Source organism: Pseudomonas artemisiae (assembly GCF_057128685.1).
Map to the genome: position 1 here is coordinate 19678 of NZ_JBSKHS010000010.1, position 19882 is coordinate 39559.

The following is a 19882-nucleotide window of genomic DNA, read 5'->3' on the forward strand; positions in this document are numbered from 1 at the left end:
GACCAGGGGCGCTATGTTCGTGCCTGTCAGCGGTACGCGAGGTTGAACTGCCATGCTCCACGACGATAACCCCTTACTGACCTTCTTGCCTGACGGTCGCCGTTTAAGGATCGAGCCCAGCCAGCGGGGCCTGAACCTGCTGGCCGATGACCAGCGAGTGCTCGAAGTGGCACGCGAGGGCGACGCCTGGCAGGTGTTGACCCCGGCCGATCAGCCTGAGTGGGCATTGGGCCTGTGGGCCCTGGCCAGCTGGGCCTTCGCCAAAGCCCCAGGGCTTGAGGGGCTGTCACTGCGCTTGAGTGCCGGGCACAGGCCTGAGCACCTGCTGCGCCTAGGCTTGCTCGGCCAGGCGCCTGGCAGTGGGGAACTACGGATCGAGCGCGCCGCCTTCTGGCAGCTGGGCGAGCCCTGGTTGAAAGCCGCCGGCCCCGGCTTGTATCCGCAGCAATACCGGCTGACCCAGGGCCGTTGCCACCCACTGCGCCCGCCAAAGCCCGTGGGCGAGGTCTACCGCCGCTTCGATGCCCGCCTGGGCAGTTGGGTGTCCTTGCGTACGCTGGACATTGACCATGACCTGGAGCGCTTTCACCGCTGGCAGAACCAGCCCCGGGTGCTGGAGTTCTGGCAGGAGGATGGCACGCTTGAACAGCACCAGGCTTACCTGCTCAAGCTGGCCGCCGACCCGCACACCCTGACGCTGATCGGCTGTTTCGACGATCAGCCCTTTGGCTACTTCGAAGCCTACTGGGCCAAAGAGGACCGTATCGCGCCCTTCTACCAGGCGGGCGATTACGACCGCGGCCTCCATATGCTGGTGGGCGAGGACAACTACCGTGGCCCCCGCCGGGTGTGCAGCTGGCTCAACGCACTGGTGCATTACCTGCTGCTGGACGACGCCCGTACCCAACACGTGGTCGCCGAGCCCCGTGCGGACAATGCACGGATGATCGGCTACATGCAGGACCACGGCTTCTGGAACGAAAAGCACGTCGACTTTCCACACAAACGCGCCGCCCTTATGGTGCTAAGCCGTGAAAAGTTTTTTGCCCAGTGCCCGCTATGTTGAGCCCATACTACGTTGGCTACCGGCCGGGCCTTCCACAGCTGGCTGAGAGGCTGGGATGATTGCCGCCCTTGCCCCTTTGTATACAGGGCCCTTCGCAAGCTATCGCGACGTGTTGGTGACTACCGAGGACACTCGGCCTTCGATCGCCGCCACGCGCTTGCTAGAGCCCGAATGCATTGAACCGCTGCTTCAGCGCTTTGCGCCGGGCTGTGCCGGGCAGGACCGCCGCGCCCTGGCTTCGCAGTGGTCGAAATACTACCTGGTGAAACTAATCCCGCCGGTGGTGGCCGCCGCCTTGGTGCTTCACAGGCAACTGCCGCTGGATTTCGACCAGGTTCAGGTGGTGCTGGACCAGCAAGGCCTGCCTGAGGCGTTCAAGCTGAGAGGGGAGGGTGAGGTGTTCCCGCGCGCCCCACAGGACCCCTTCGAGCGCTTCAGCCATTTGCTCGACGCCCATCTGCAACCGTTCGTACAGCGCCTGGCCAGCCAAGTGAAGCTCTCGCCGAAGGTGCTGTGGAGCAACGCTGGCAACTACTTCGAATGGTTCCTTGGGGAGATGGCCCGCGTGCCGATTCCCGCCCCGCTATTGGCTGATGGCAAGGCGCTTTTAAATGCCGAGCATCGCCCCGACGGCTTGCGTAACCCGCTGTTCGCGCCGATCCGCTACCTGGAGGTGCCCTGCGAGGTGCGCGCGGAGGGCCGTTGGCGGCAGCGGCGGGTGTGTTGCGTTCGCTATCGTCTGGAGGCGTTGCCCCATTGCGATAACTGCCCGCTGCTTGACCAGCCCCCGACCGAAAGCCTAATTAGCTGAAGCCCTTTATGGCGCCTAGGGACAGGCACGCTTTAGTTGAGGTAGCAGATGGGCGAACCATCGGCGGGGTTGGGCAGTACGCCCATGGCGATGCCGTAGATGTCTTGCAGGGTGTCGCTACGCATCAACTGTGCCGGGCCGCCTTGGGCCAGCAGCCTGCCCCCGTGCAAGGCCAGCAAGTGGTCGCAATAACGCCCAGCCATGTTCACGTCATGGAGCACGACCAGAACGCCCAGGCCAAGCTCGCGGCTAAGGTCCCGCACCCTGCCAAGCACCTCGACCTGGTGCGCGATATCCAGGGCCGAGGTCGGTTCGTCCAGCAGCAGGAACCGGGCGTTTTGCGCCAGCAGCATGGCCAACCACGCCCGTTGTCGCTCGCCACCGGACAGCTCGTCCACCAGGCGCTCGGCAAAGTGGCCGGTGTCGGTCAGTTCCAGCGCGCGGTCGATGTAATAGAGGTCTTCAGCCTTCACCCGGCCCAATGCCCCGTGCCAGGGGTAACGACCGAAGGCGACCAGTTCGCGAACCGTGAGGCTGTCGGTCTGTGGCGTCTGTTGCGCCAGGTACGCGACCTGGCGGGCAAAATCACGGCTGCTCCAGGCAGCGAGCGGCTTGCCGTCCAGGGTGATGGTGCCGCTGGTGGGTTGCAGCTGGCGGGCAAGCACTTTAAGCAGGGTCGATTTGCCCGACCCATTGTGGCCGATCAGGCCAACCATTTGGCCATGGGGTACCTGCACGTCGAGGGGCTGCAGCAGTACGCGGCTTGCCAGGTGAACGCTGACGTTTTGAAGATCGAACATAAGGGCACCCTGTAATCGGACTCAACCGCGAGCGGGGAGTATAGAGGCCCGTGTTAATGAGAATCAATATTGAAAACCGTTGACCGCGGTCGCATGCGGGCGTCGGTGCACATCAGGGGCGGTAGGCGCGTTTGCTGAGGATCACCTGTTCGCCCTGCTCATTACGGCTTACGTAAACAGGGAGTACCTTAGGCAGGTCGTCGACCAGGGCGGCAATGTTGTGGGTATCGTAGATGCCACCAATGCGCAATTGGCCCGCTGCGTTGTCGCCCAAGTGAAGGGGGCTGGCCAGGTAGCGGTTGATCTGCGGCAGGGCGTCGTTAAGGGTGAGGTCAGCCAGGATCAACTTGCCTTCGCGCCAGGCCAGGGCCGATACCAACGGCGCCGCGCTCGCCCGGGGAAGGGCCTGGCCTTGCCCATACCGTGCCTGCATGCCGGGCGAGAGGGTGACCTGAAGGTACGGGCGGGTGCGGTCACTCAATACCTGCACGGCGCCTTGGGTCAGGGTAACCCGTACATCGTCCCGATCCGTCCACACATTGAAATGTGTCCCCGTCACGCGCACCTGCCCCTGCCCGGCATTGACCAGAAAAGGGTGACTGGGGTCGTGCCGTACGTCGAAATAGGCCTCGCCCTTGGCCAGGGTCGCGCTACGTCGATCCTTGTAGTAGGCGAACGACACTTGGCTGTTCAGGTTCAGCTCCACGTGGGAGCCGTCGGCCAGGGTCACCTTGCGAAGCGCGCCTTGGCTTTCGAAGCGCTGGTAGGCGCTAGGCACCAGGTTCAGCTCCCAGCCGATCAACCCGCTCAAGGGCAAAACGAATGCCAATGCGGCCGCCGCTTGCAAGGGGCGACGGTAGCGGCGAGCACGGACAGGGGCGGGCGGCGTGCTTGTGGCGGCCGGTGCTGGCGTCGGCCCGTCCAAAGGCAGGCCTTGGCTGATGACCCAGATCTCGCCCATGGCGTCGAATTCACGCCGGTGCGCAGGGTTGCTTGCCAGCCATTGCTCAAACCGCTGCCGTTCCTGTTCGGAGCAGTCTGGCTCATTGAGGCGTATGCACCATTGCGCCGCTTCATTGCTGATGCGCTCGGCAGTCGCTTCTGGGGCAGTGGGGGTAGGCATGCGGGGTACCGGCTGGCTGATCTGAACACGCGCAAGGCTGGCGCCATCGTGTCATCGGCGCGATCGGGATAATACAGCTAAACCCTGTTGGGCATAATAGCGCGCTGCCCAAGGGCGCTTGCGGCCGGCCGACGTACCTAGCGATCCTGGGAAGCGGCAATGTAGTTCTTACAATGCACCAACGCGTCGCGGATCATGAAGTTGACCAGCGTAGGCGATACGCCGAGTTCAACGGCGATATCTTTCTGCGGCTTGCCATGCACGCGGTACATCACGAACGCGTAGCGGGTACGCTCGGGCAGTTGGGCCAGGGCAGTGCTGACCTTGCCCAGGGTTTGGCGGTCCACATTGATCGACTCCGGATTGGCGACTTCGGCGGTGGCGTTGATGTCCTGATCGTCGCTCACGAAGTACCGCTGCTCCATGGACTGCTTGCGGTACGTGTCTATCGCCAGATTGCGCACGATGCGCAGTACGTAGCTAAGCCGGGCATTGAAGGGCAGGGTGTCGGTTTTCAGATCGGATACCCGAAGGTAGGCGTCTTGTACTACGTCCTCGGCCCGGCTCGGGCAGCCGGTGATGCGCGCGGCGGTCTTGATAAGGCCGGCGCGGTTGCTGATCAAGGTTTGCAGCAAAGACGGAAATCCGTTGGCCGATACGGCTGTGACGTCTGAATCCTGCATGGAATTGCACGCTCAATCGGGTGGGTGGAAATGTATGTCCTTATGCAACAGGGCAGACATTAGGGGCGTAGGGAGTGGTTGTCAAATGAGAATCATTCTTTTTGGGGCTGGAGACTAAATTCCACGCCGGGGGGCTCGTTCCCTGAGCATTGACTGCCGGCCGACCGGGCGCAATTCATTCAAGGAGTCGTTGTGCAATCGTTTCCCTTCAAAACCGTGGCGCTGGTTGCGTGTTGCCTGGCCGCCACCGCCGTTGCCGCCGATGAATCCGCGCCAAAAGCCACCCTTGGCTGGTCATCGCTGGGCGTTCCCCATGTTCAAGCCAACGATGAGCATGGCTTGGGCTATGGCATCGGTTATGCCTACGCACAGGACAATCTCTGCCTGCTGGCCGATGAAGTGCTGACCGTCAATGGCCAGCGTTCACAATGGCAGGGCCGGGCTGGGCATTCGTCCCAAGGCCAGAACAACCTGACCTCCGACATTTTCTTCAAATGGCTGAACAGCGATGCCCAGGTACGGGCGTTCTGGCAAGCGCAGCCTGCCTCGATGCAGCAACGCATGGAAGGCTACGTAGAGGGTTTCAATGCCTACCTGGCACACACGCCTGCCTCGGAACGGCCCGCGCTGTGCCGCAATGCCGGTTGGCTACGCCCATTGGTAAAGGAAGACCTGATACGCCTGGCGCGCCGGCTGTTGGTCGAAGGGGGGGCGGGGCGCTTCGCCGCAGCGATGGTGGCAGCCAGCCCTCCCACAGCGCCCCAGGCGGCGGGGGATGAGCCGCGCCAGGCTTTGACGCAGTTGCGTGAGTTTGCGCTCAACCACGGCAGCAACGCGGTGGCGGTTGGCGGTGAGCGGAGCGAGAACGGGAAGGGGCTGTTGCTGGCCAACCCGCATTTCCCCTGGAGCGGCGGGCTGCGGTTCTACCAACTGCATTTGACCATCCCAGGCCAGCTGGACGTGATGGGCGCCGCATTGCCTGGGCTGCCCGTGGTCAATATCGGCTTTAATCAACATATCGCCTGGAGCCATACCGTCGACACCTCCAGCCACTTTACCCTGCACCGTCTGCGGCTCGACGCCAAGGACCCCAAACGCTATAGGGTCGATGGGCAGAGTGAGCCCTTGCATGAACGTCAGGTTCAAATAAACGTGCGGGAGGCCAGTGGCGACTTGACCACGGTCAATCACACCCTGTTCGAATCCCGCTTTGGCCCCGTGGTCGTGATGCCAGGGCTGATGCCTTGGGATGCTCATCACGCTTATGCCGTTCAGGACGCCAACCTGGGCAACGACCGTGTGCTAGCGCAGTGGGATGCCATGAACCGAGCCGGTTCGGTGGCTGAGTTGCGTCAGGCCGTGGCGACTTATCAGGGCATTCCATGGGTGAACACCTTGGCCGTGGACGATCAGGGCCAGGCGTTGTACATGAACGCTTCGGTGGTACCGAATGTGCCCTTGCCAGTACTGAAGCAGTGCGCAGACCCTGCCTTGGCCAAGGCAGGGTTGCCAGGCCTGGATGGAAGCCGTTCGCGCTGCAACTGGCAGAGCGATACAGGCGCTCGACAGGCCGGGATTGTTGCAGCCGAGCACCTGCCGCGGCTGCAAAACAGGCAGGTGCTGCAGAACGCCAATGACAGTGCCTGGATGACCCGCCCGGCCACGCCGTTGACTGGGTTTTCACCCTTGATCAGCAACAGTGATCGCCTGCTTGGCCTGCGCGCCCGGTTCGCCTTGAGCCGGATCGAGCAATGGGGCACGCGCCCGGTAACGCCAGCGCTGCTTGAAAGCTTGGTGACGGGCAACGAGGTATACCTGGCGGCCCTGACCTTGGAAGATGTGCGCGCTTATTGCAAAGCCCGGCCCGACGCGGCCATCGAGCGGGCCTGTGCGGTGCTAAGGGATTGGGACGGCCAGGCGCAGGTCGACAGTGGCCTAGGGGTCATTTACTTTCAGATCACCATGGCTGCCCTGGACTACCACACCGATTGGCGTGTGCCGTTTTCGCCCCAGGACCCGGTGCATACACCCAGCGGTATCGCTTGGCAGCGCTCGGAGGTTGCGCAGCGGCTACACAAGGGCTTGGCCGAGGCTGGCGCACGCCTGGCCGGTGTGCCGGCCGACACAACCTGGGGGGCGTTGCATGCCGCAAGGCGTGGCGCACAGCGTATTCCCCTGCCTGGCGGCGACGGCAAGCTGGGCACCTACAATGCAATGACCGCCCAGGGTGATGGGGTGCATTTCGACGTGACCGGCGGCAGCAGTTATATCCAGCTAGTGAGCTTTGACGATAACGGCCCGGTGGCGACAGGCCTACTGGCAATGTCGCAATCAAGTGATCCAACCTCGGCGCACTTCAGTGATCAGACCCAGCTATTCGGCGCACAGCAGTGGCGCCCGCTGCCCTTCACTCCCGCACAGAGACAGGCCGATGGCGAGCGTCCTGCGCTTGAGCTGAGGTAGGCCTGAAAACGCGACCGCGGCCAGGCACCGCGCCGAGCGAGCAATGCCTCGGTGAGCGGCCCGGCTGAACGCTATACGATGTCGCCGCTGCCGCTGGGGCCGTGTGGGCGCGCGGGTCTGGAACTGGAGGCACCAGGGGGTAGGGTGGTCATGGGGAGCGGAGCTGTTGGGGCGGTAGTGGGGGCACCCGTAGTCGTTGGATTCTGCAGCGTTCGCCCCCTGTTTCTGAGTTCCCTGGCGTAATCACTCACGTGCTGGGCGCCTGTGGTTATCGCATTGCCAGCACGCTGCCCCCCACTGCCAATTGCCTTGAAGCTGTCAACGACCGCTGCCGAGGTGGCCGACATGCCTTTGGCGCCTAGGTGCAGGGTAGTGTCCAGCCCCTTGGTCACACCTTTTGCAAGCCGGTCATCCTCGTTCATCGCTTTAATGGCCTTCTCCGAACCACCTTTACCAATAACTCCCATAAACGCCTCGCCGGCAAAGGCCAGAGCCCCTAAAGCCTCTTTCAAAGCGTCGGCCATGGCAGCGGTTTCTGTGGGCGTGTAGCCTTTGTTCTCCAAGAAGGTACTCAAAGCCGCTGGCAACACGCCGTACGCGGCGAAGCCTGCAGCAAGCGTACCCTCCGATAAGAGATTTTCCGGTTTGCCGATGACTTGAATGAATTCGCCGCTCATAAAGGCGTTCCCTGCCCCAGCAACGCCTTTGCCGACCCGCCCCGTGAACTCCTTTACCGTTGCCTTGGAAAACAGCCAGTCCGCCTGTTCAAGGTTTTTGAGGTTGTCTAACCATTCATGATCCTCGGCGATCGGCTTAGGGCCGTGGCCTTCTGGTACCCTATCGCGACGCCCATAGAGCATGGCTGGGCCAGCGATGTCGCGCTGCCTGTCGCGATATTGGTTAAATTGCTCAATGCAAATGCCAGCGATCAAGGCTGTCATTGGCCGCAAAACGTTTTCGATTTCAGTAGCCAGTTCTGCCTTGCCCGCTTGCACTAAAGCTACCCGTAGCGGGTAGTTCAGCAGGAAGTTTCGGATAGCAAAAGCCGCTGCCCATTTGGCCGCTTCGTCCGCCGCGTTGCCCACCAGCCCTTTGTCATGCGAGTCGCGCTTTTCCAAACGTGAGGCTTGTAGGGCAGCATGCAGACTGTCATCGGGCGGGTTAAGGTTTTCAGTGGGTTTAAGCTCTTGCATCAGTTTGTTAGCAGTCAGGTTCGCCCCGGATGCATAAAGGGAGGCGAATGTATTTTGTTTGCCGATTTCTTTAAGTGGGGTATTTTGCGGATTATATCTAAGCACTTCTGGGTTTAAGTTACCCACTAGTGTCATGGCCGCAAAGGGGGCCCCGGCCATGCCTGCTTTAATATTGGTCAGTACCCACTTGTCCAGTTTTGCCGCGTTTTTCTCGGCTTTATCCAGGCGTTCCGGCGTAAAACCCTCTTGTTGCAGTTTAAATGCCCGGTCATGCCCGATCGCGTCCAGTTCTTCATTACGGCTTTGATGCTGCCCTGGCCTGCCAGGGGATCGGGTATTGGGGCGGTGTACAGCCAGGTGCCTGTCGATCAAATCCTTCATGTCCTGTCCGTTGGCATCGAGCGCTTGAACCGGGTGAATGGAACCAGTCGGCGTTGCCGGGGTGATCTCATCGGCGTGGTGGGCTTGAACTTGCCGGCTTGCGATGGAGTGAATGTCCATTGTACGTCCTCGGGCATGGATTGAACGGCAGGCTTTTTGAGTGCCGACAAATGGCCGGACGCAACGTTTCCCTCGCATCGCTACGCGCCCTGGCAAGCCTCTGATGGGCAATTACAGCGCGTCGATACCTTGATGAGTGACGACCCGAGCCCAGCAGTTCCTTCAGCAAACGGTTATGTGTGAAGTTTTTATGGCAGTGTTGTTCTTAACGACTTTGCCATACCCAATGGCGACGTTTGGCGCCAGTCAGCGCCTACAAGCCCTACTACACTACAAGCCCCAGCAACGCCGCACGCCGGTACTCCCTCGGCGTTTGCCCCATTTCCTGCCTGAAGTAGCGATTGAAGTTCGACACGTTGCCGTAGCCGACTTCGAAGCAGATATCAGTGATGGGGCGCTGTGTCTGCATCAGCAGCCTGCATGCCCGTTGCACTCGCAATTTGCGGGTAAGGTCGACGAAGCCGTGGCCAGTGGCGCGTTTGAAGAACCGGGAAAACCCAGCCTCGCTCATGCCCGCTCGTTCGGCGGCCACGGACAAGCGGATATCACCGGTGAATTCCGCCAGCAGGTATTCAAATGCCCGATTGATGCGCTCGGCGCTGCGGTCATCCAGGGCAGGCGCGTAGTAAGGGCTGGCCAGCAGGCGGCAGTCGGCGGGCGGGGCCTTGGCCAAGGTGTCACACACTCGCAGAAAGCCTATAAGCCGCTCAAGACTATTGGCGGGGCCCAGCGCTTCGATCATTGCCGCGGCCCGCGTGCCGGTGGTGCCCGTGAATTCGATGCCTCGCCGGGCCTGGCTGAACAGCCCTCGCAGCTCGCTGAATTCAGGCAGGGCACTGGATAGCCCCAGCAAGGCCTCCCCATCGAATTGAAGCACCAGGTCGCGGCCAGGCAGGTGTTCCCCAGGGGTGAGGTCGCCTATCCAGTCGTGGGGCAGGTTAGGGCCGATCAGCGCTACATGCCCAGGGCCGAAGGGGCCGATATAGTCGCCTGCCAACAGCCTGCCCTGGCCGTGGCGAATCACATGCAGCTCGAATTCGGGGTGATGATGCCAGCGGGCGAGGGGGTAGGGGTAATCATGCTCGAACCAACGAAAACACGTGCCTGGCTGGGGCAGGATCACTTCAAGCGCTGGCCGCTGAGGGGCCGATAGGGTCGCCTGATTGGCGGGCATCGAGGGCTACCTGGTTGTAGTTATTGGTGTGGGCCGAGCATAGCCACAGGTTTGGATTTTGGCCAGGGTGCCAGGCTTACCGCTTTCCCCGTAGCAGCCGAGCTTGCTCGCGACCAGATTCAACACGATGCCGAGGCTCGCGGCCAAGGCCGGCTGCTACGGTGTGGCCTGTATGTTCCCGTAGCAGCCGAGCTTGCTCACGACCCGATTCAACACGATGCTAAGGCGGTCGCGGCCAAGACGGTATCTACGACCGTACGGCAAAAAAAGTATCAGTCGAGCGTTCGTGGATCGTTTGTATCGGTATTTGCGCGGTGCTGTAATCGGCCCGTGCCCCGCTGACCGGCGATCTCTAGCAGGCTTGGCGGATACAACAACAATAATGCTTCTGCCGGCCAGGCATGAGGCAGGAGAACGCCAATGAAAGCGATCCACGCGCTTGCACTGTGTGCAGGGCTGTCTGTGACCTTGAGCAGCCATGGGGCCGATACCCTGACCGTCGCTACGGTCAACAATAGCGATATGATCCGCATGCAGCGGCTGTCGAAGGTATTCGAGCAGCAGCATCCGGACATTACACTCAACTGGGTAGTGCTGGAAGAAAACGTATTGCGCCAGCGGCTGACCACGGACATCGCCACCCAGGGTGGCCAGTTCGACGTACTGACCATTGGTACCTACGAAACCCCACTGTGGGGCGCCAAGCACTGGCTGGAACCGCTGCAAGACCTGCCCGCCAGCTACGACGTTGAAGATATCTTCCCGGCTGTGCGCCAAGGCCTGTCCGTCAACGGGGTGATGTACGCGCTGCCGTTCTACGGCGAAAGCACCATGACCTATTACCGCACCGACTTGTTCAAACAGGCCGGCCTGAGCATGCCCGAGCACCCCACCTGGACGCAGTTGGGTGAATTCGCCAGCAAGCTGCACGCGCCGGACAAGGGCCTATACGGCATGTGCCTGCGCGGCAAGGCCGGTTGGGGAGAGAACATGGCGCTGCTCAGTACCATGGCCAATGCCTTTGGTGCCCGTTGGTTCGACCAGCAATGGAAGCCTGAGTTGACCAGCCCGGAATGGACCGCCGCTGCGAACTTCTATGTCAATACCCTTAAGCATTACGGCCCACCGGGCGTTTCCAGTAACGGCTTCAACGAAACCCTGGCGCTGTTCAACAGCGGCAAGTGCGCCCTGTGGGTAGACGCCAGCGTGGCCGGGTCCTTTACCACTGACAAGGCCCAAAGCAAGGTTGCCGACCAGGTAGGCTTCGCCGCCGCGCCGGCCGAGGTCACCGATAAAGGCTCTTCCTGGCTGTACGCCTGGTCATTGGCTATCCCCACCAGTTCCAAGCACAAAGAGGCTGCCAAAGCCTTTATTACTTGGGCCACGGCCAAGGAGTACGTACAGCTGGTGGCCGATAAAGACGGTATAGCCAACGTACCGCCGGGTACCCGCCAATCCACCTACAGCCCGGCGTACCTGCAAGCGGCGCCCTTCGCCAAGGTCACGCTGGCAATGATGCAACACGCCAACCCGGCGCAACCGTCCGCCAAGCCGGTGCCTTACCAGGGCATTCAGTACGTGGTGATTCCTGAGTTCCAGGCCATCGGCACCTCGGTGGGCAAGCTGTTCTCCGCGGCCCTCACCGGGCAAACCAGTGTGGAGCAGGCCTTGGCTGCCGCCCAGGCCAGCACCGAACGGGAAATGAAACGCGCAGGCTACCCGAAGTAACTGGGTACGGCGGGCCCGTCAAGGGCTCGCCGCGCTTGTGTACGCACGCACACCGCCGAGCGGTGCCATCCCTCTCTCTAGCAGGACACCCTATGAAACGACTGGAAGGTAAAAGCGCGTTGATCACCGGTTCCGCCCGGGGGATCGGGCGTGCCTTCGCCCAGGCGTATATCCACGAAGGCGCTACCGTGGCCATTGCCGATATTGACCTGGCCCGAGCCCAGGCCACCGCCACCGAGCTGGGTCCACAGGCCTACGCCATAAAGATGGACGTGACCGCTCAAGCCTCTATCGACCAGGCTATCGCAGCCGTGGTAGCCAAGGCGGGCAAGCTGGACATCCTAGTGAATAACGCCGCGTTGTTCGACCTGGCGCCTATTACCGAGATCACCCGGCAGAGCTACGAGCGGCTGTTTTCCATCAATGTGGCCGGTACACTGTTTACGTTGCAAGCGGCCGCCAAGCAAATGACCACCCAGGGGCACGGGGGCAAGATCATCAATATGGCCAGCCAGGCCGGGCGTCGTGGCGAGGCCTTGGTGGCGGTGTATTGCGCCACCAAGGCGGCAGTGATCAGCCTTACCCAGTCAGCGGGCTTGAACCTTATCAAACAGGGTATCAACGTAAATGCCATCGCCCCTGGGGTGGTGGATGGGGAGCACTGGGATGGGGTAGATGCGCTGTTTGCCAAACACGAAAACCGCCCCTTAGGGGAGAAAAAACGCCTGGTGGGTGAAGAAGTACCCTTTGGCCGGATGGCCACTGCCGATGACCTGGTAGGCATGGCGGTGTTCCTGGCCTCGCGCGACAGTGACTACATCGTGGCGCAAACCTACAACGTGGACGGGGGTAACTGGATGAGTTGAGGCAGGTTCGGCCTACGAAGGCGAACCTGGCCGGTACCGTGATGGACGCTAGCGCTTTGGGTAGCGCTAGCGGTTGAAGGGGCAACCTGTCGGGCGAGGCCAGGGTGGTTGAAGTTCTGACGGTTGACCACTACCAACCCTGAGGCTACGCATACTGTTAGCTGGCCTTGTCAAGGTCACGCCTGAGCAGTGCGGCCAAGTCTCGCCAGGGCATTTGCTTGGCGGCAATAGCCGCGGTGCAGCCTTCGCGGTGCTGCAGAGGACGCTTGGCGTCTCGCACGTTTTGCCGCGCGCCGCACGTACGGCAGCTGACTTGCTCTTCGATGATTTCCCAACGTGTTTTCCAGCGTTCCATATCTTCCTCCGTCAGCCGCGCTATCCGTAGGCCCGGCTCGTGATAAGGATCTTCACCTGAGTAGGTCGCCGATAGGTGCTAAGTAGCCCGCAAACAGCGATCTTACGTCTTTACGTCAAGAATAGGCTTACGATCTGTAAGCCTTCAAGATACGTGATAGGTGAGTATACAGCGGTATCATGGGCAGTGATGATGAGCCGACCTAACGGCGCATTCATGCCCCATGCTCGAAATAATAGTAGCTGGAATCTAAACGCGCGACCGGTAAGGGCGGTCAGTGGAAGCGCATGGAAGCAGGCTGCGGAAACGTTATCCGGGCTGGAGACGGGCGTTGCCATGCATGTAGTCGCGGCCGAGTCACGAAATAGAGCGCTTTCGCGGGCCGCAAAGCGGTGTTGGGGAGTGGTGGAGAAAGGTTTAAACCTTTGAAAATACAGTGGTGCCCGAACCCGGGGTCGAACCGGGACGCCCAAGGGGCGAGGGATTTTAAGTCCCTTGCGTCTACCAATTTCGCCATTCGGGCGGTAGCGCTGCAACGTGAAACTCGCCGATAAACCCTTGAAGCAAAAGCAGAATCGGCGAAAGGCCAAGAATATATACAGCCTGAGCGTTGTAGGCAAGGGAAAACCCACGCGCTTCGCTAGCGCAGCGTCATTGTGCCGCGTGGGCGCAGGGAGAGTGAACGCCTAAAGCCGGGCCAAGGTCGCAAAGGTATCACTCAGCGTTGGGAGCTTTGCCATGAAACAGTACCCTGTACCGCCATTTGCCAAGCAAAAACAGCCCGTGCCGGGCGTTCAGTCCAAAATGGACCCTATGCCAGATTGTGGTGAAACCTCGTATAAAGGTTCGGGCAGGCTGGAAGGCAAGGTGGCGCTGATCACTGGCGCGGACAGCGGCATTGGCCGCGCGGTGGCCATCGCCTACGCGCGTGAAGGCGCCGATGTGGTGCTGGCCTACCTGGATGAGCACGACGATGCCAAGGACACTGCGTCTTATATAGAACAGGCTGGGCGCAGGTGCGTGTTGGTGCCTGGGGACCTGGCCAAAAAAGAAGCCTGCGAGGCGCTGGTCAGCCAGGCGGTGAACGCCTTTGGCCGCATTGACGTGTTGATCAACAACGCGGCGTTTCAGATGACCCATGACAGCATCGAGGACATTCCAGACGAGGAGTGGGTCAACACGTTTGATGTGAACATCACTGCGATGTTTCGTATCTGCAAGGCTGCCGTGCCCCATATGAAGCCAGGCGCTTCGATCATCAATACGTCTTCGGTCAACTCGGACAACCCCACGCCTCAGTTGCTGGCGTACGCCGCCACCAAGGGCGCCATTGCTAACTTCAGCGCAGGTTTGGCTCAGATGCTGGGGTCGCGCAACATTCGGGTAAACAGCGTAGCCCCAGGCCCGATCTGGACCCCGCTGATCGTGGCAACCATGCCGGAAGATCAGGTCAGTGAGTTTGGTTCGCAGACACCCCTAGGCCGCCCAGGCCAGCCGGTTGAAGTGGCGCCCATCTACGTGATGCTGGGGTCGGATGAGTCGAGCTATATCTCCGGCACCCGCTTTGGCGTCACGGGCGGCAAGCCAATTCTCTAAGGGCGCAGCGCCCTGGGGGTTGGTTGTTCGGCTGTATCTCAAGGTTCATGGCCCGCAAATCGGGCCATGAACCTTTAAATTTGAAAAACCTGCCGTCTCGCTTAACCGCTGAAGCGATAACGCATTACAAGCCATCTGAGCCATGCCATTATCCTGCGCATTGCTCGAAGCAGGGCTGGCCTGTGCGCCTAAGAAGCGGTTCCCGCCCCCAGCTGGCCGTGAGGAAATGATTCCTTACAACGGTTTAGCGGTTTGTACAACTCTGTTAGAGTGCTGTCTAAATATTCAAGTCGTTTCTCGGGGGCGTGCAGTGACCAAGGATGAGCCGGCAGAAGCACTTATCGCCGCCATTGAGCAGTGCGCACGGGAACCGATCCAGGCGCCGGGCAGCATACAGCCCCAGGGCTTTATGCTGGTGCTAGACCCTACTACCCGTTGCGTCGCGCAGGCCAGCACCAATACCCAGAATTGGCTGGGCATGGGTGCCGAAGCCTTGGCCGGGCAGAGCCTGCTCGATTTGGTAGAAACGCCGGATGTACTGCGGCAGCGGCTGAGTACCCTGCCACTGGCCGATCCGCACCCCTTTCATGTAGGCGATGTAACCTTCAAGGCAGCAGGCGCCCAGTGCACCTATGCCATGCTGGTTCACCATTTCGATTCGGTGATGATCGCTGAATTCGAGCCCGCCACCGATATCGTGGCCGCCTATGGGCAGCTGTATCCGCTGGTGCGCTCGTTTATAACCGATCTTCAGGACATTGATACCGTTGAAAAGCTCTGCGAACGGGTGGTGGGGGAACTCAAGCGCATCACCGGGTTCGGGCGGGTCGCCGCTTATCGGTTCGATACCGAAGGTAATGGCACCGTGTTGGCTGAGGAAGCCGAGGAGCATTATGCCTCGTATCTAGGGTTGTGCTTTCCCGCCAGTGATGTCCCGCCCCAGGCACGTGCCTTGTACTGCGCCAATCGCATTCGGGTCATCGAAAACGCCAACTATGAAGCCTCGCCGTTGGTGCCGGCCAACAACCCAGTGACCGGCAAGCCACTGGATTTGAGCTACAGCGCCTTGCGCAGCGTATCGCCGGTTCACCTGCGGTACATGCGCAATATGGGCACGCCGGCGTCCATGTCGATTTCCGTCGTGGTGCGAGGCAAGCTGTGGGGGTTGGTGTCGTGCCATCACGCCGAGCCCCGCCCGGTGGGCTACCAAGTGCGTACGGCCTGTGAGCTATTGGGCAGCGTGGTATCCCTGCAGATCGAAGCACGGGAAGCCCATGCCGATACCCATCGCCGCCTGGGCCTGCGCCATCAGGTAGTGCAGCTGCTGTCAGCCATGGCCGACCGAGACAGCGTGGCAGAGGGCCTGCTGGCGGTACCGGATACCTTTCTGGGCTTCGCGTCCGCCGGTGGCGCCGCCATCGTCAGCGAGGGCCGCTGCGATGTGCTAGGCCACACCCCGCCCCAGGTAGCCATTGAGGCCTTGGTGCAGTGGCTGGGCAGGGAAGGCGCCGAAGACGTATTCCACTCCAACAACACAGGCCGGGACGTCCCTGACCGGTGTGGCATCGCCGAGCACTGCGCCGGCGTGTTGGCCATAGCCATTTCCAAGGTACACAACCATTACCTGTTGTGGTTCCGCCCAGAACATGCGCATACCGTGCGTTGGGCGGGGCGCCCGGGAAAAACCATAGGCCCGGAAGGCAAGCTCAACCCGCGGCATAGCTTCGAGCAGTGGCAGGAGTCGGTGCGGGGCTATTCCATACCCTGGGATACCCTGGAAGTGGGCGCGGTGGTAGAGCTGCGTACCGCGGTGTTGGGCATCGTGCTGCACAAGGCCGAGGAAATGGCCGCGCTGGCAGGGGAGCTGAAAAAGTCCAACAAAGAGCTGGAAGCCTTTTCCTATAGCGTATCCCACGACTTGCGCGCGCCCTTGCGGCACATCGCGGGCTACGCCGAGCTGCTCACGGATTTTGACGGCGACAAGCTGTCCGAGCGGGGCATGCGGTTTCTTGAGCACATCGCAGACTCGGCTCGTTTTGCCGGTACCCTGGTGGACAACCTGCTTAGCTTCTCGCAAATGGGCCGCGCGGCCTTGCGCCATTCGGACGTCAACCTCGAAGCGCTGGTAGAGGCCATTCAAGTTGAAATGGCGCCAGACTACGAAGGCCGCAATGTCACCTGGCAGGTAGGCAAGCTGCCTGCGGTACTGGGTGATGCGGCGTTCCTGCACCTGGCACTGCGTAACCTGGTGTCTAACGCGCTCAAGTACAGTCGTGACCGAAACCCGGCAGTCATCGAAATCGGCTCGCGGTCGTCGGGTGCCGATAATGAAACCGTGGTGTTCGTGCGAGACAACGGCGTGGGCTTCGACATGGCCTACGCCGGCAAATTGTTCGGGGTATTCCAGCGCCTTCACCGCATGGAAGAGTTCGAAGGTACCGGTATTGGCCTTGCCAGCGTGCGGCGGATCATCGAGCGCCACCACGGCCGAGTCTGGGCCGAAGGTGTGCCCGGAGAAGGCGCGACCTTTTATTTCGCATTGCCTAACCAGCAGTAACGGGCGCGGTTTTATTCTAGAGGTACTCATGCTTAAACCCATCCTGCTGGTGGAGGACAACCCTCGCGACCTGGAGCTTGCCCTGATCGCGTTGGAAAAGAGCCAGTTGGCCAACGAAGTGATCGTGCATCGGGACGGTGCCGAGGCGCTGGACTACCTGATGCGCCGTGGCACATACGAAGGGCGGCCGGAAGGCAACCCGGCGGTGCTGTTGCTGGACCTGAAACTACCTAAAGTCGATGGCCTGGAGGTGCTCAAGGTCATCAGGGAAACCCCAGACCTGCGCAGCATTCCCGTGGTTATGCTTACCTCCTCCAAGGAGGAGCCTGATTTGCAACAAGCCTATGCCCAAGGCGTGAACGCATACGTGGTCAAACCGGTCGAATTCAAAGCGTTCGTCTCTGCCATCTCTGATCTGGGCGTGTTCTGGGCTGTGCTCAATGAGCCGCCACCTGGTTCGCTCCGCTTGCGACGGCGCCTGTCGAATTGACCTATTGCCCTATTCGTCGAGACCTTTGCCCGTGCCCATCCCTGTGCCCCTGAAATTGCTGCTCGTCGAAGACAGTGCGCGCGATGCCGAACTGACCTTGCTGGCCCTGGAACGCAGCGGCCTGGAGCTCGACCCGCGGCTGGCCCACAACCACGCCGAAGTGGCCAGGCTGCTGGACGAAAACCACTTCGACCTGATTCTCAGTGACGTGGTGTTGCCTGCGTCTTCAGGAGAGCAGGTGCTGAGCGTGGTCCGGGAAAGGGCGCCTGAAACACCCTTTATCTTTATTTCTGGCGTGTTCGGTGAAGAGCACGCCGTAAAGATGATGCGCCAAGGCGCGACCGATTACGTGCTCAAGCAAAGCCTGCCGCTGCTGCCAGCGGCCGTGAAGCGCGCCTTGGCCGAAGTACACGAGCGTCGGCAGCGCCGGTTGGCCGAGCGAAATCTGCATGAGGCTGAGTCCCGGGCGCGCATCGCGATCCAGGCGGCGCGCATGGGCACTTGGGAATACAACCCGGTCACCGGTGTGCTTACCTGGGACGAGCGCATGCGGGTGATGTACGAGTTGCCTGCCGACGCTCCAGTGAGCCTGGACCTGTTTTATTCCACCATCGATGAAGCCAACGTGCCGCTGGTGCGCGAGCGGGTGGAAGCAGCGCTTAACGCCCATAGCGACCACACCTACCAGGTGGAGTACCGGGTGTACCTGCCCAGTGGCGCCGAGCGCTGGTTTTCCAGCAGCGGCCGCTCCAGCGTAATCGATGGCCGTTGCGTACGTTTCAGCGGTGTGCTGCAAGACATCACCGCGCAAAAAGAAACCACTGAATCCCTGGAGCGGCTCAACGACCTGCTTGGGGACCGGGTGCAAAAGCGTACCCGTGAGCGGGACCGGACCTGGGAGCTGTCACGGGAGCTACTGGCGGTATTGCATTTCGACTTGCAGCCGGCGGCCCTCAACCCTGCCTGGGAGGCTACCCTGGGCTGGCCGCGGGGCGCATTGGCACAGATGGGGCTATGGGGCCTGGTTCACCCGGATGACCTGGCTGCCACTACCCAGGAAGTGGAAAACGTCGTCGAGGGCATCGTTTCCAGCCGCTTCGTCAACCGGATGCGCCACGCCGATGGCGAGTACCGCTGGCTGTCATGGACCATCGTACCGGACGAAAGCATGATGTATGCCGTGGCCCGGGACATTACCAGTGAACGCGCGGTGCTGGACGAGCTGGCGGCCACCAATGAACGCTTGCGCGAGCAGATCCGCGAACGCGAACGGGTAGAGGCTGCGTTGCAGCAAATGCAGCGGCTTGAAGCAATAGGGCAGCTCACTGCCGGCGTGGCCCATGATTTCAACAACCTGCTGACCGTGATTCTGGCCAGCGCCAATTTCCTGATCCGTGACCTGGCGCGGGGCAACTTCGCCAAGTTCGATAGCCGCTTGCATAGCATTCAGGAAGCCGCCGAGCGCGGGGCGCGGCTGACCAGCCAATTGTTGGCCTTCTCCCGTCGCCAGCGTCTGGAGCCCGCCGCGGTCAGCCTCAACGATACGCTGTCTGGCATGCTCGACCTGCTCCAGCGCACCTTGGGCGGCAGTATCTGGATCGAGACCGAAACCGCCCCTGATCTGTGGAACGCGTTGGTGGACGCAACCCAGACCGAGATGATCATTCTCAACCTGGCCATTAACGCTCGGGATGCCATGCCCGGTGGCGGCACCTTGAAGGTGAGCACCGCCAATGAAACCATCACCAGCAGGCCCAGCCGTCCGGAAGATCCGGAGCCGGGGGATTACGTGGTGCTGACAATTCAGGATTCGGGCAGCGGGATGCAACCTGAAGTGTTGGCCAAGGCGTTTGAGCCGTTCTTCACCACCAAGGACGTGGGCAAGGGGTCTGGGCTGGGGCTGGCTCAGGTGTTCGGCTTCGCCAAACAGTCCGGTGGCGGCGTGGCCATCGAGACCGTGGTTGGGCAGGGCACCGCGGTAAAGGTTTACTTACCTGGTGTGCGTACCCCTGGCCTGCCTCTGAACGAGCCCTTGCCGGTCGAATCCCTGCTACCACCAGATGGCCTGCGCCATCGGGTATTGCTGGTGGATGACGACCCCAACGTTCGCCAGGTAACAGCCTTGTTGCTGGACGCCCTGGGCTTTGCGGTGGTCGAGGCAGACGGGGCAGCCCAAGCGATGGAACGGCTGGACGATGAAATCGATTTATTGCTGACCGATTACGCCATGCCAGGGGTGACTGGCGCGGAACTGGCCCGAGACATCCGCCAGCGCTACCCGGATCTACCCGTGGTGTTCATTACCGGTTATGCCCAGGTCGAAGGGCTGGAAGAGGGCCATTCCCTTATCGTACAAAAGCCTTTCCGAGAAGAAGAGCTGGCGCAGAAGCTACGCCTTGCCCTGGCTGCGGGGAGGGTCCCCATAGGGCCCCCATAGGGTTCCCATAAGGTCCCCTTGAGGCAGTGAACCAACTGG

The 19882-nt window shown here is 61.2% G+C and carries 15 protein-coding genes and 1 tRNA gene; 9 read left to right on the top strand and 7 right to left on the bottom strand.

What is annotated here, in order from left to right; all coding sequences use genetic code 11:
- Window positions 1-52 precede the first annotated feature (52 nt).
- The gene (locus ACWKV4_RS12985; RefSeq protein WP_483832490.1) at window positions 53-1066 is read left to right on the top strand and encodes a GNAT family N-acetyltransferase; all 1014 of its coding nucleotides are present in this window, start codon (window positions 53-55) and stop codon (window positions 1064-1066) included.
- Between the two features lie 55 nt (window positions 1067-1121).
- Window positions 1122-1877 carry a siderophore-iron reductase FhuF gene (fhuF, locus tag ACWKV4_RS12990; protein ID WP_483832491.1) on the top strand — a complete coding sequence of 252 codons (756 nt, stop codon included), beginning with the start codon at window positions 1122-1124 and terminating at the stop codon, window positions 1875-1877.
- A 32-nt stretch (window positions 1878-1909) separates the two neighbouring features.
- On the opposite strand, the gene ACWKV4_RS12995 is transcribed toward fhuF, so the two are convergent.
- The 3 genes from ACWKV4_RS12995 to ACWKV4_RS13005 form a co-directional block, all read right to left on the bottom strand.
- Complete coding sequence (locus ACWKV4_RS12995) at window positions 1910-2677, bottom strand: ATP-binding cassette domain-containing protein (protein ID WP_483832492.1); 768 nt, start codon at window positions 2675-2677, stop codon at window positions 1910-1912.
- Window positions 2678-2789: 112 nt separating this feature from the next.
- Window positions 2790-3800 carry a FecR family protein gene (locus ACWKV4_RS13000; protein WP_483832493.1) on the bottom strand — a complete coding sequence of 337 codons (1011 nt, stop codon included), beginning with the start codon at window positions 3798-3800 and terminating at the stop codon, window positions 2790-2792.
- Between the two features lie 137 nt (window positions 3801-3937).
- Window positions 3938-4483, bottom strand: a complete 546-nt coding sequence (locus ACWKV4_RS13005; RefSeq protein WP_483832494.1) for an RNA polymerase factor sigma-70 — start codon at window positions 4481-4483, stop codon at window positions 3938-3940.
- A 192-nt stretch (window positions 4484-4675) separates the two neighbouring features.
- Between ACWKV4_RS13005 and pvdQ the strand changes: the two genes are divergently transcribed.
- Window positions 4676-6946: a bifunctional acylase PvdQ gene (gene pvdQ, locus ACWKV4_RS13010; protein WP_483832495.1), complete on the top strand. Its 2271-nt coding sequence runs from the start codon at window positions 4676-4678 to the stop codon at window positions 6944-6946.
- A gap of 71 nt (window positions 6947-7017) precedes the next feature.
- Here pvdQ and ACWKV4_RS13015 read toward each other — a convergent pair whose 3' ends face one another.
- Window positions 7018-8640, bottom strand: a complete 1623-nt coding sequence (locus ACWKV4_RS13015; protein ID WP_483832496.1) for a hypothetical protein — start codon at window positions 8638-8640, stop codon at window positions 7018-7020.
- Window positions 8641-8905: 265 nt separating this feature from the next.
- A complete protein-coding gene (locus ACWKV4_RS13020) occupies window positions 8906-9814 on the bottom strand; it encodes a helix-turn-helix domain-containing protein (protein ID WP_483832497.1) in 909 nt (302 codons plus the stop codon).
- A 420-nt stretch (window positions 9815-10234) separates the two neighbouring features.
- On the opposite strand from ACWKV4_RS13020, the gene ACWKV4_RS13025 reads away from it, so the two are divergent.
- On the top strand, window positions 10235-11542 hold the full coding sequence (locus ACWKV4_RS13025) for an ABC transporter substrate-binding protein (protein WP_483832498.1): 1308 nt from the start codon (window positions 10235-10237) through the stop codon (window positions 11540-11542).
- A gap of 92 nt (window positions 11543-11634) precedes the next feature.
- Window positions 11635-12408, top strand: coding sequence for an L-iditol 2-dehydrogenase (locus ACWKV4_RS13030; RefSeq protein ID WP_483832499.1), 774 nt, complete (start codon window positions 11635-11637; stop codon window positions 12406-12408).
- Between the two features lie 157 nt (window positions 12409-12565).
- On the opposite strand, the gene ACWKV4_RS13035 is transcribed toward ACWKV4_RS13030, so the two are convergent.
- Together ACWKV4_RS13035 and ACWKV4_RS13040 are read right to left on the bottom strand one after the other, a co-directional pair.
- The gene (locus tag ACWKV4_RS13035) at window positions 12566-12763 is read right to left on the bottom strand and encodes a hypothetical protein (RefSeq protein ID WP_483832500.1); all 198 of its coding nucleotides are present in this window, start codon (window positions 12761-12763) and stop codon (window positions 12566-12568) included.
- 437 nt (window positions 12764-13200) lie between these two features.
- Window positions 13201-13286: transfer RNA gene (locus tag ACWKV4_RS13040), tRNA-Leu, on the bottom strand.
- Window positions 13287-13501: 215 nt separating this feature from the next.
- On the opposite strand from ACWKV4_RS13040, the gene ACWKV4_RS13045 reads away from it, so the two are divergent.
- The 4 genes from ACWKV4_RS13045 (at window position 13502) to ACWKV4_RS13060 (ending at window position 19843) form a co-directional block, all read left to right on the top strand.
- Entirely contained in the window at window positions 13502-14359 is an 858-nt protein-coding gene (locus ACWKV4_RS13045) for a glucose 1-dehydrogenase (RefSeq protein WP_483832501.1), read from the top strand.
- A 310-nt stretch (window positions 14360-14669) separates the two neighbouring features.
- The gene (locus tag ACWKV4_RS13050; protein ID WP_483832502.1) at window positions 14670-16916 is read left to right on the top strand and encodes an ATP-binding protein; all 2247 of its coding nucleotides are present in this window, start codon (window positions 14670-14672) and stop codon (window positions 16914-16916) included.
- Window positions 16917-16944: 28 nt separating this feature from the next.
- The gene (locus ACWKV4_RS13055) at window positions 16945-17406 is read left to right on the top strand and encodes a response regulator (protein WP_483832503.1); all 462 of its coding nucleotides are present in this window, start codon (window positions 16945-16947) and stop codon (window positions 17404-17406) included.
- A 43-nt stretch (window positions 17407-17449) separates the two neighbouring features.
- A complete protein-coding gene (locus ACWKV4_RS13060; protein WP_483832504.1) occupies window positions 17450-19843 on the top strand; it encodes a response regulator in 2394 nt (797 codons plus the stop codon).
- The last annotated feature ends 39 nt before the right edge of the window (window positions 19844-19882 follow it).

What these genes read in the sequence shown, in the direction of transcription:
- ACWKV4_RS12985 (WP_483832490.1), top strand. Translation starts at nt 53, where the DNA reads ATGCTCCACGACGATAACCCCTTACTGACCTTCTTGCCTGACGGTCGC.
- fhuF (WP_483832491.1), top strand. Translation starts at nt 1,122, where the DNA reads ATGATTGCCGCCCTTGCCCCTTTGTATACAGGGCCCTTCGCAAGCTAT.
- ACWKV4_RS12995 (WP_483832492.1), bottom strand. Translation starts at nt 2,677, where the DNA reads ATGTTCGATCTTCAAAACGTCAGCGTTCACCTGGCAAGCCGCGTACTG.
- ACWKV4_RS13000 (WP_483832493.1), bottom strand. Translation starts at nt 3,800, where the DNA reads ATGCCTACCCCCACTGCCCCAGAAGCGACTGCCGAGCGCATCAGCAAT.
- ACWKV4_RS13005 (WP_483832494.1), bottom strand. Translation starts at nt 4,483, where the DNA reads ATGCAGGATTCAGACGTCACAGCCGTATCGGCCAACGGATTTCCGTCT.
- ACWKV4_RS13015 (WP_483832496.1), bottom strand. Translation starts at nt 8,640, where the DNA reads ATGGACATTCACTCCATCGCAAGCCGGCAAGTTCAAGCCCACCACGCC.
- ACWKV4_RS13020 (WP_483832497.1), bottom strand. Translation starts at nt 9,814, where the DNA reads ATGCCCGCCAATCAGGCGACCCTATCGGCCCCTCAGCGGCCAGCGCTT.
- ACWKV4_RS13025 (WP_483832498.1), top strand. Translation starts at nt 10,235, where the DNA reads ATGAAAGCGATCCACGCGCTTGCACTGTGTGCAGGGCTGTCTGTGACC.
- ACWKV4_RS13030 (WP_483832499.1), top strand. Translation starts at nt 11,635, where the DNA reads ATGAAACGACTGGAAGGTAAAAGCGCGTTGATCACCGGTTCCGCCCGG.
- ACWKV4_RS13035 (WP_483832500.1), bottom strand. Translation starts at nt 12,763, where the DNA reads ATGGAACGCTGGAAAACACGTTGGGAAATCATCGAAGAGCAAGTCAGC.
- ACWKV4_RS13045 (WP_483832501.1), top strand. Translation starts at nt 13,502, where the DNA reads ATGAAACAGTACCCTGTACCGCCATTTGCCAAGCAAAAACAGCCCGTG.
- ACWKV4_RS13055 (WP_483832503.1), top strand. Translation starts at nt 16,945, where the DNA reads ATGCTTAAACCCATCCTGCTGGTGGAGGACAACCCTCGCGACCTGGAG.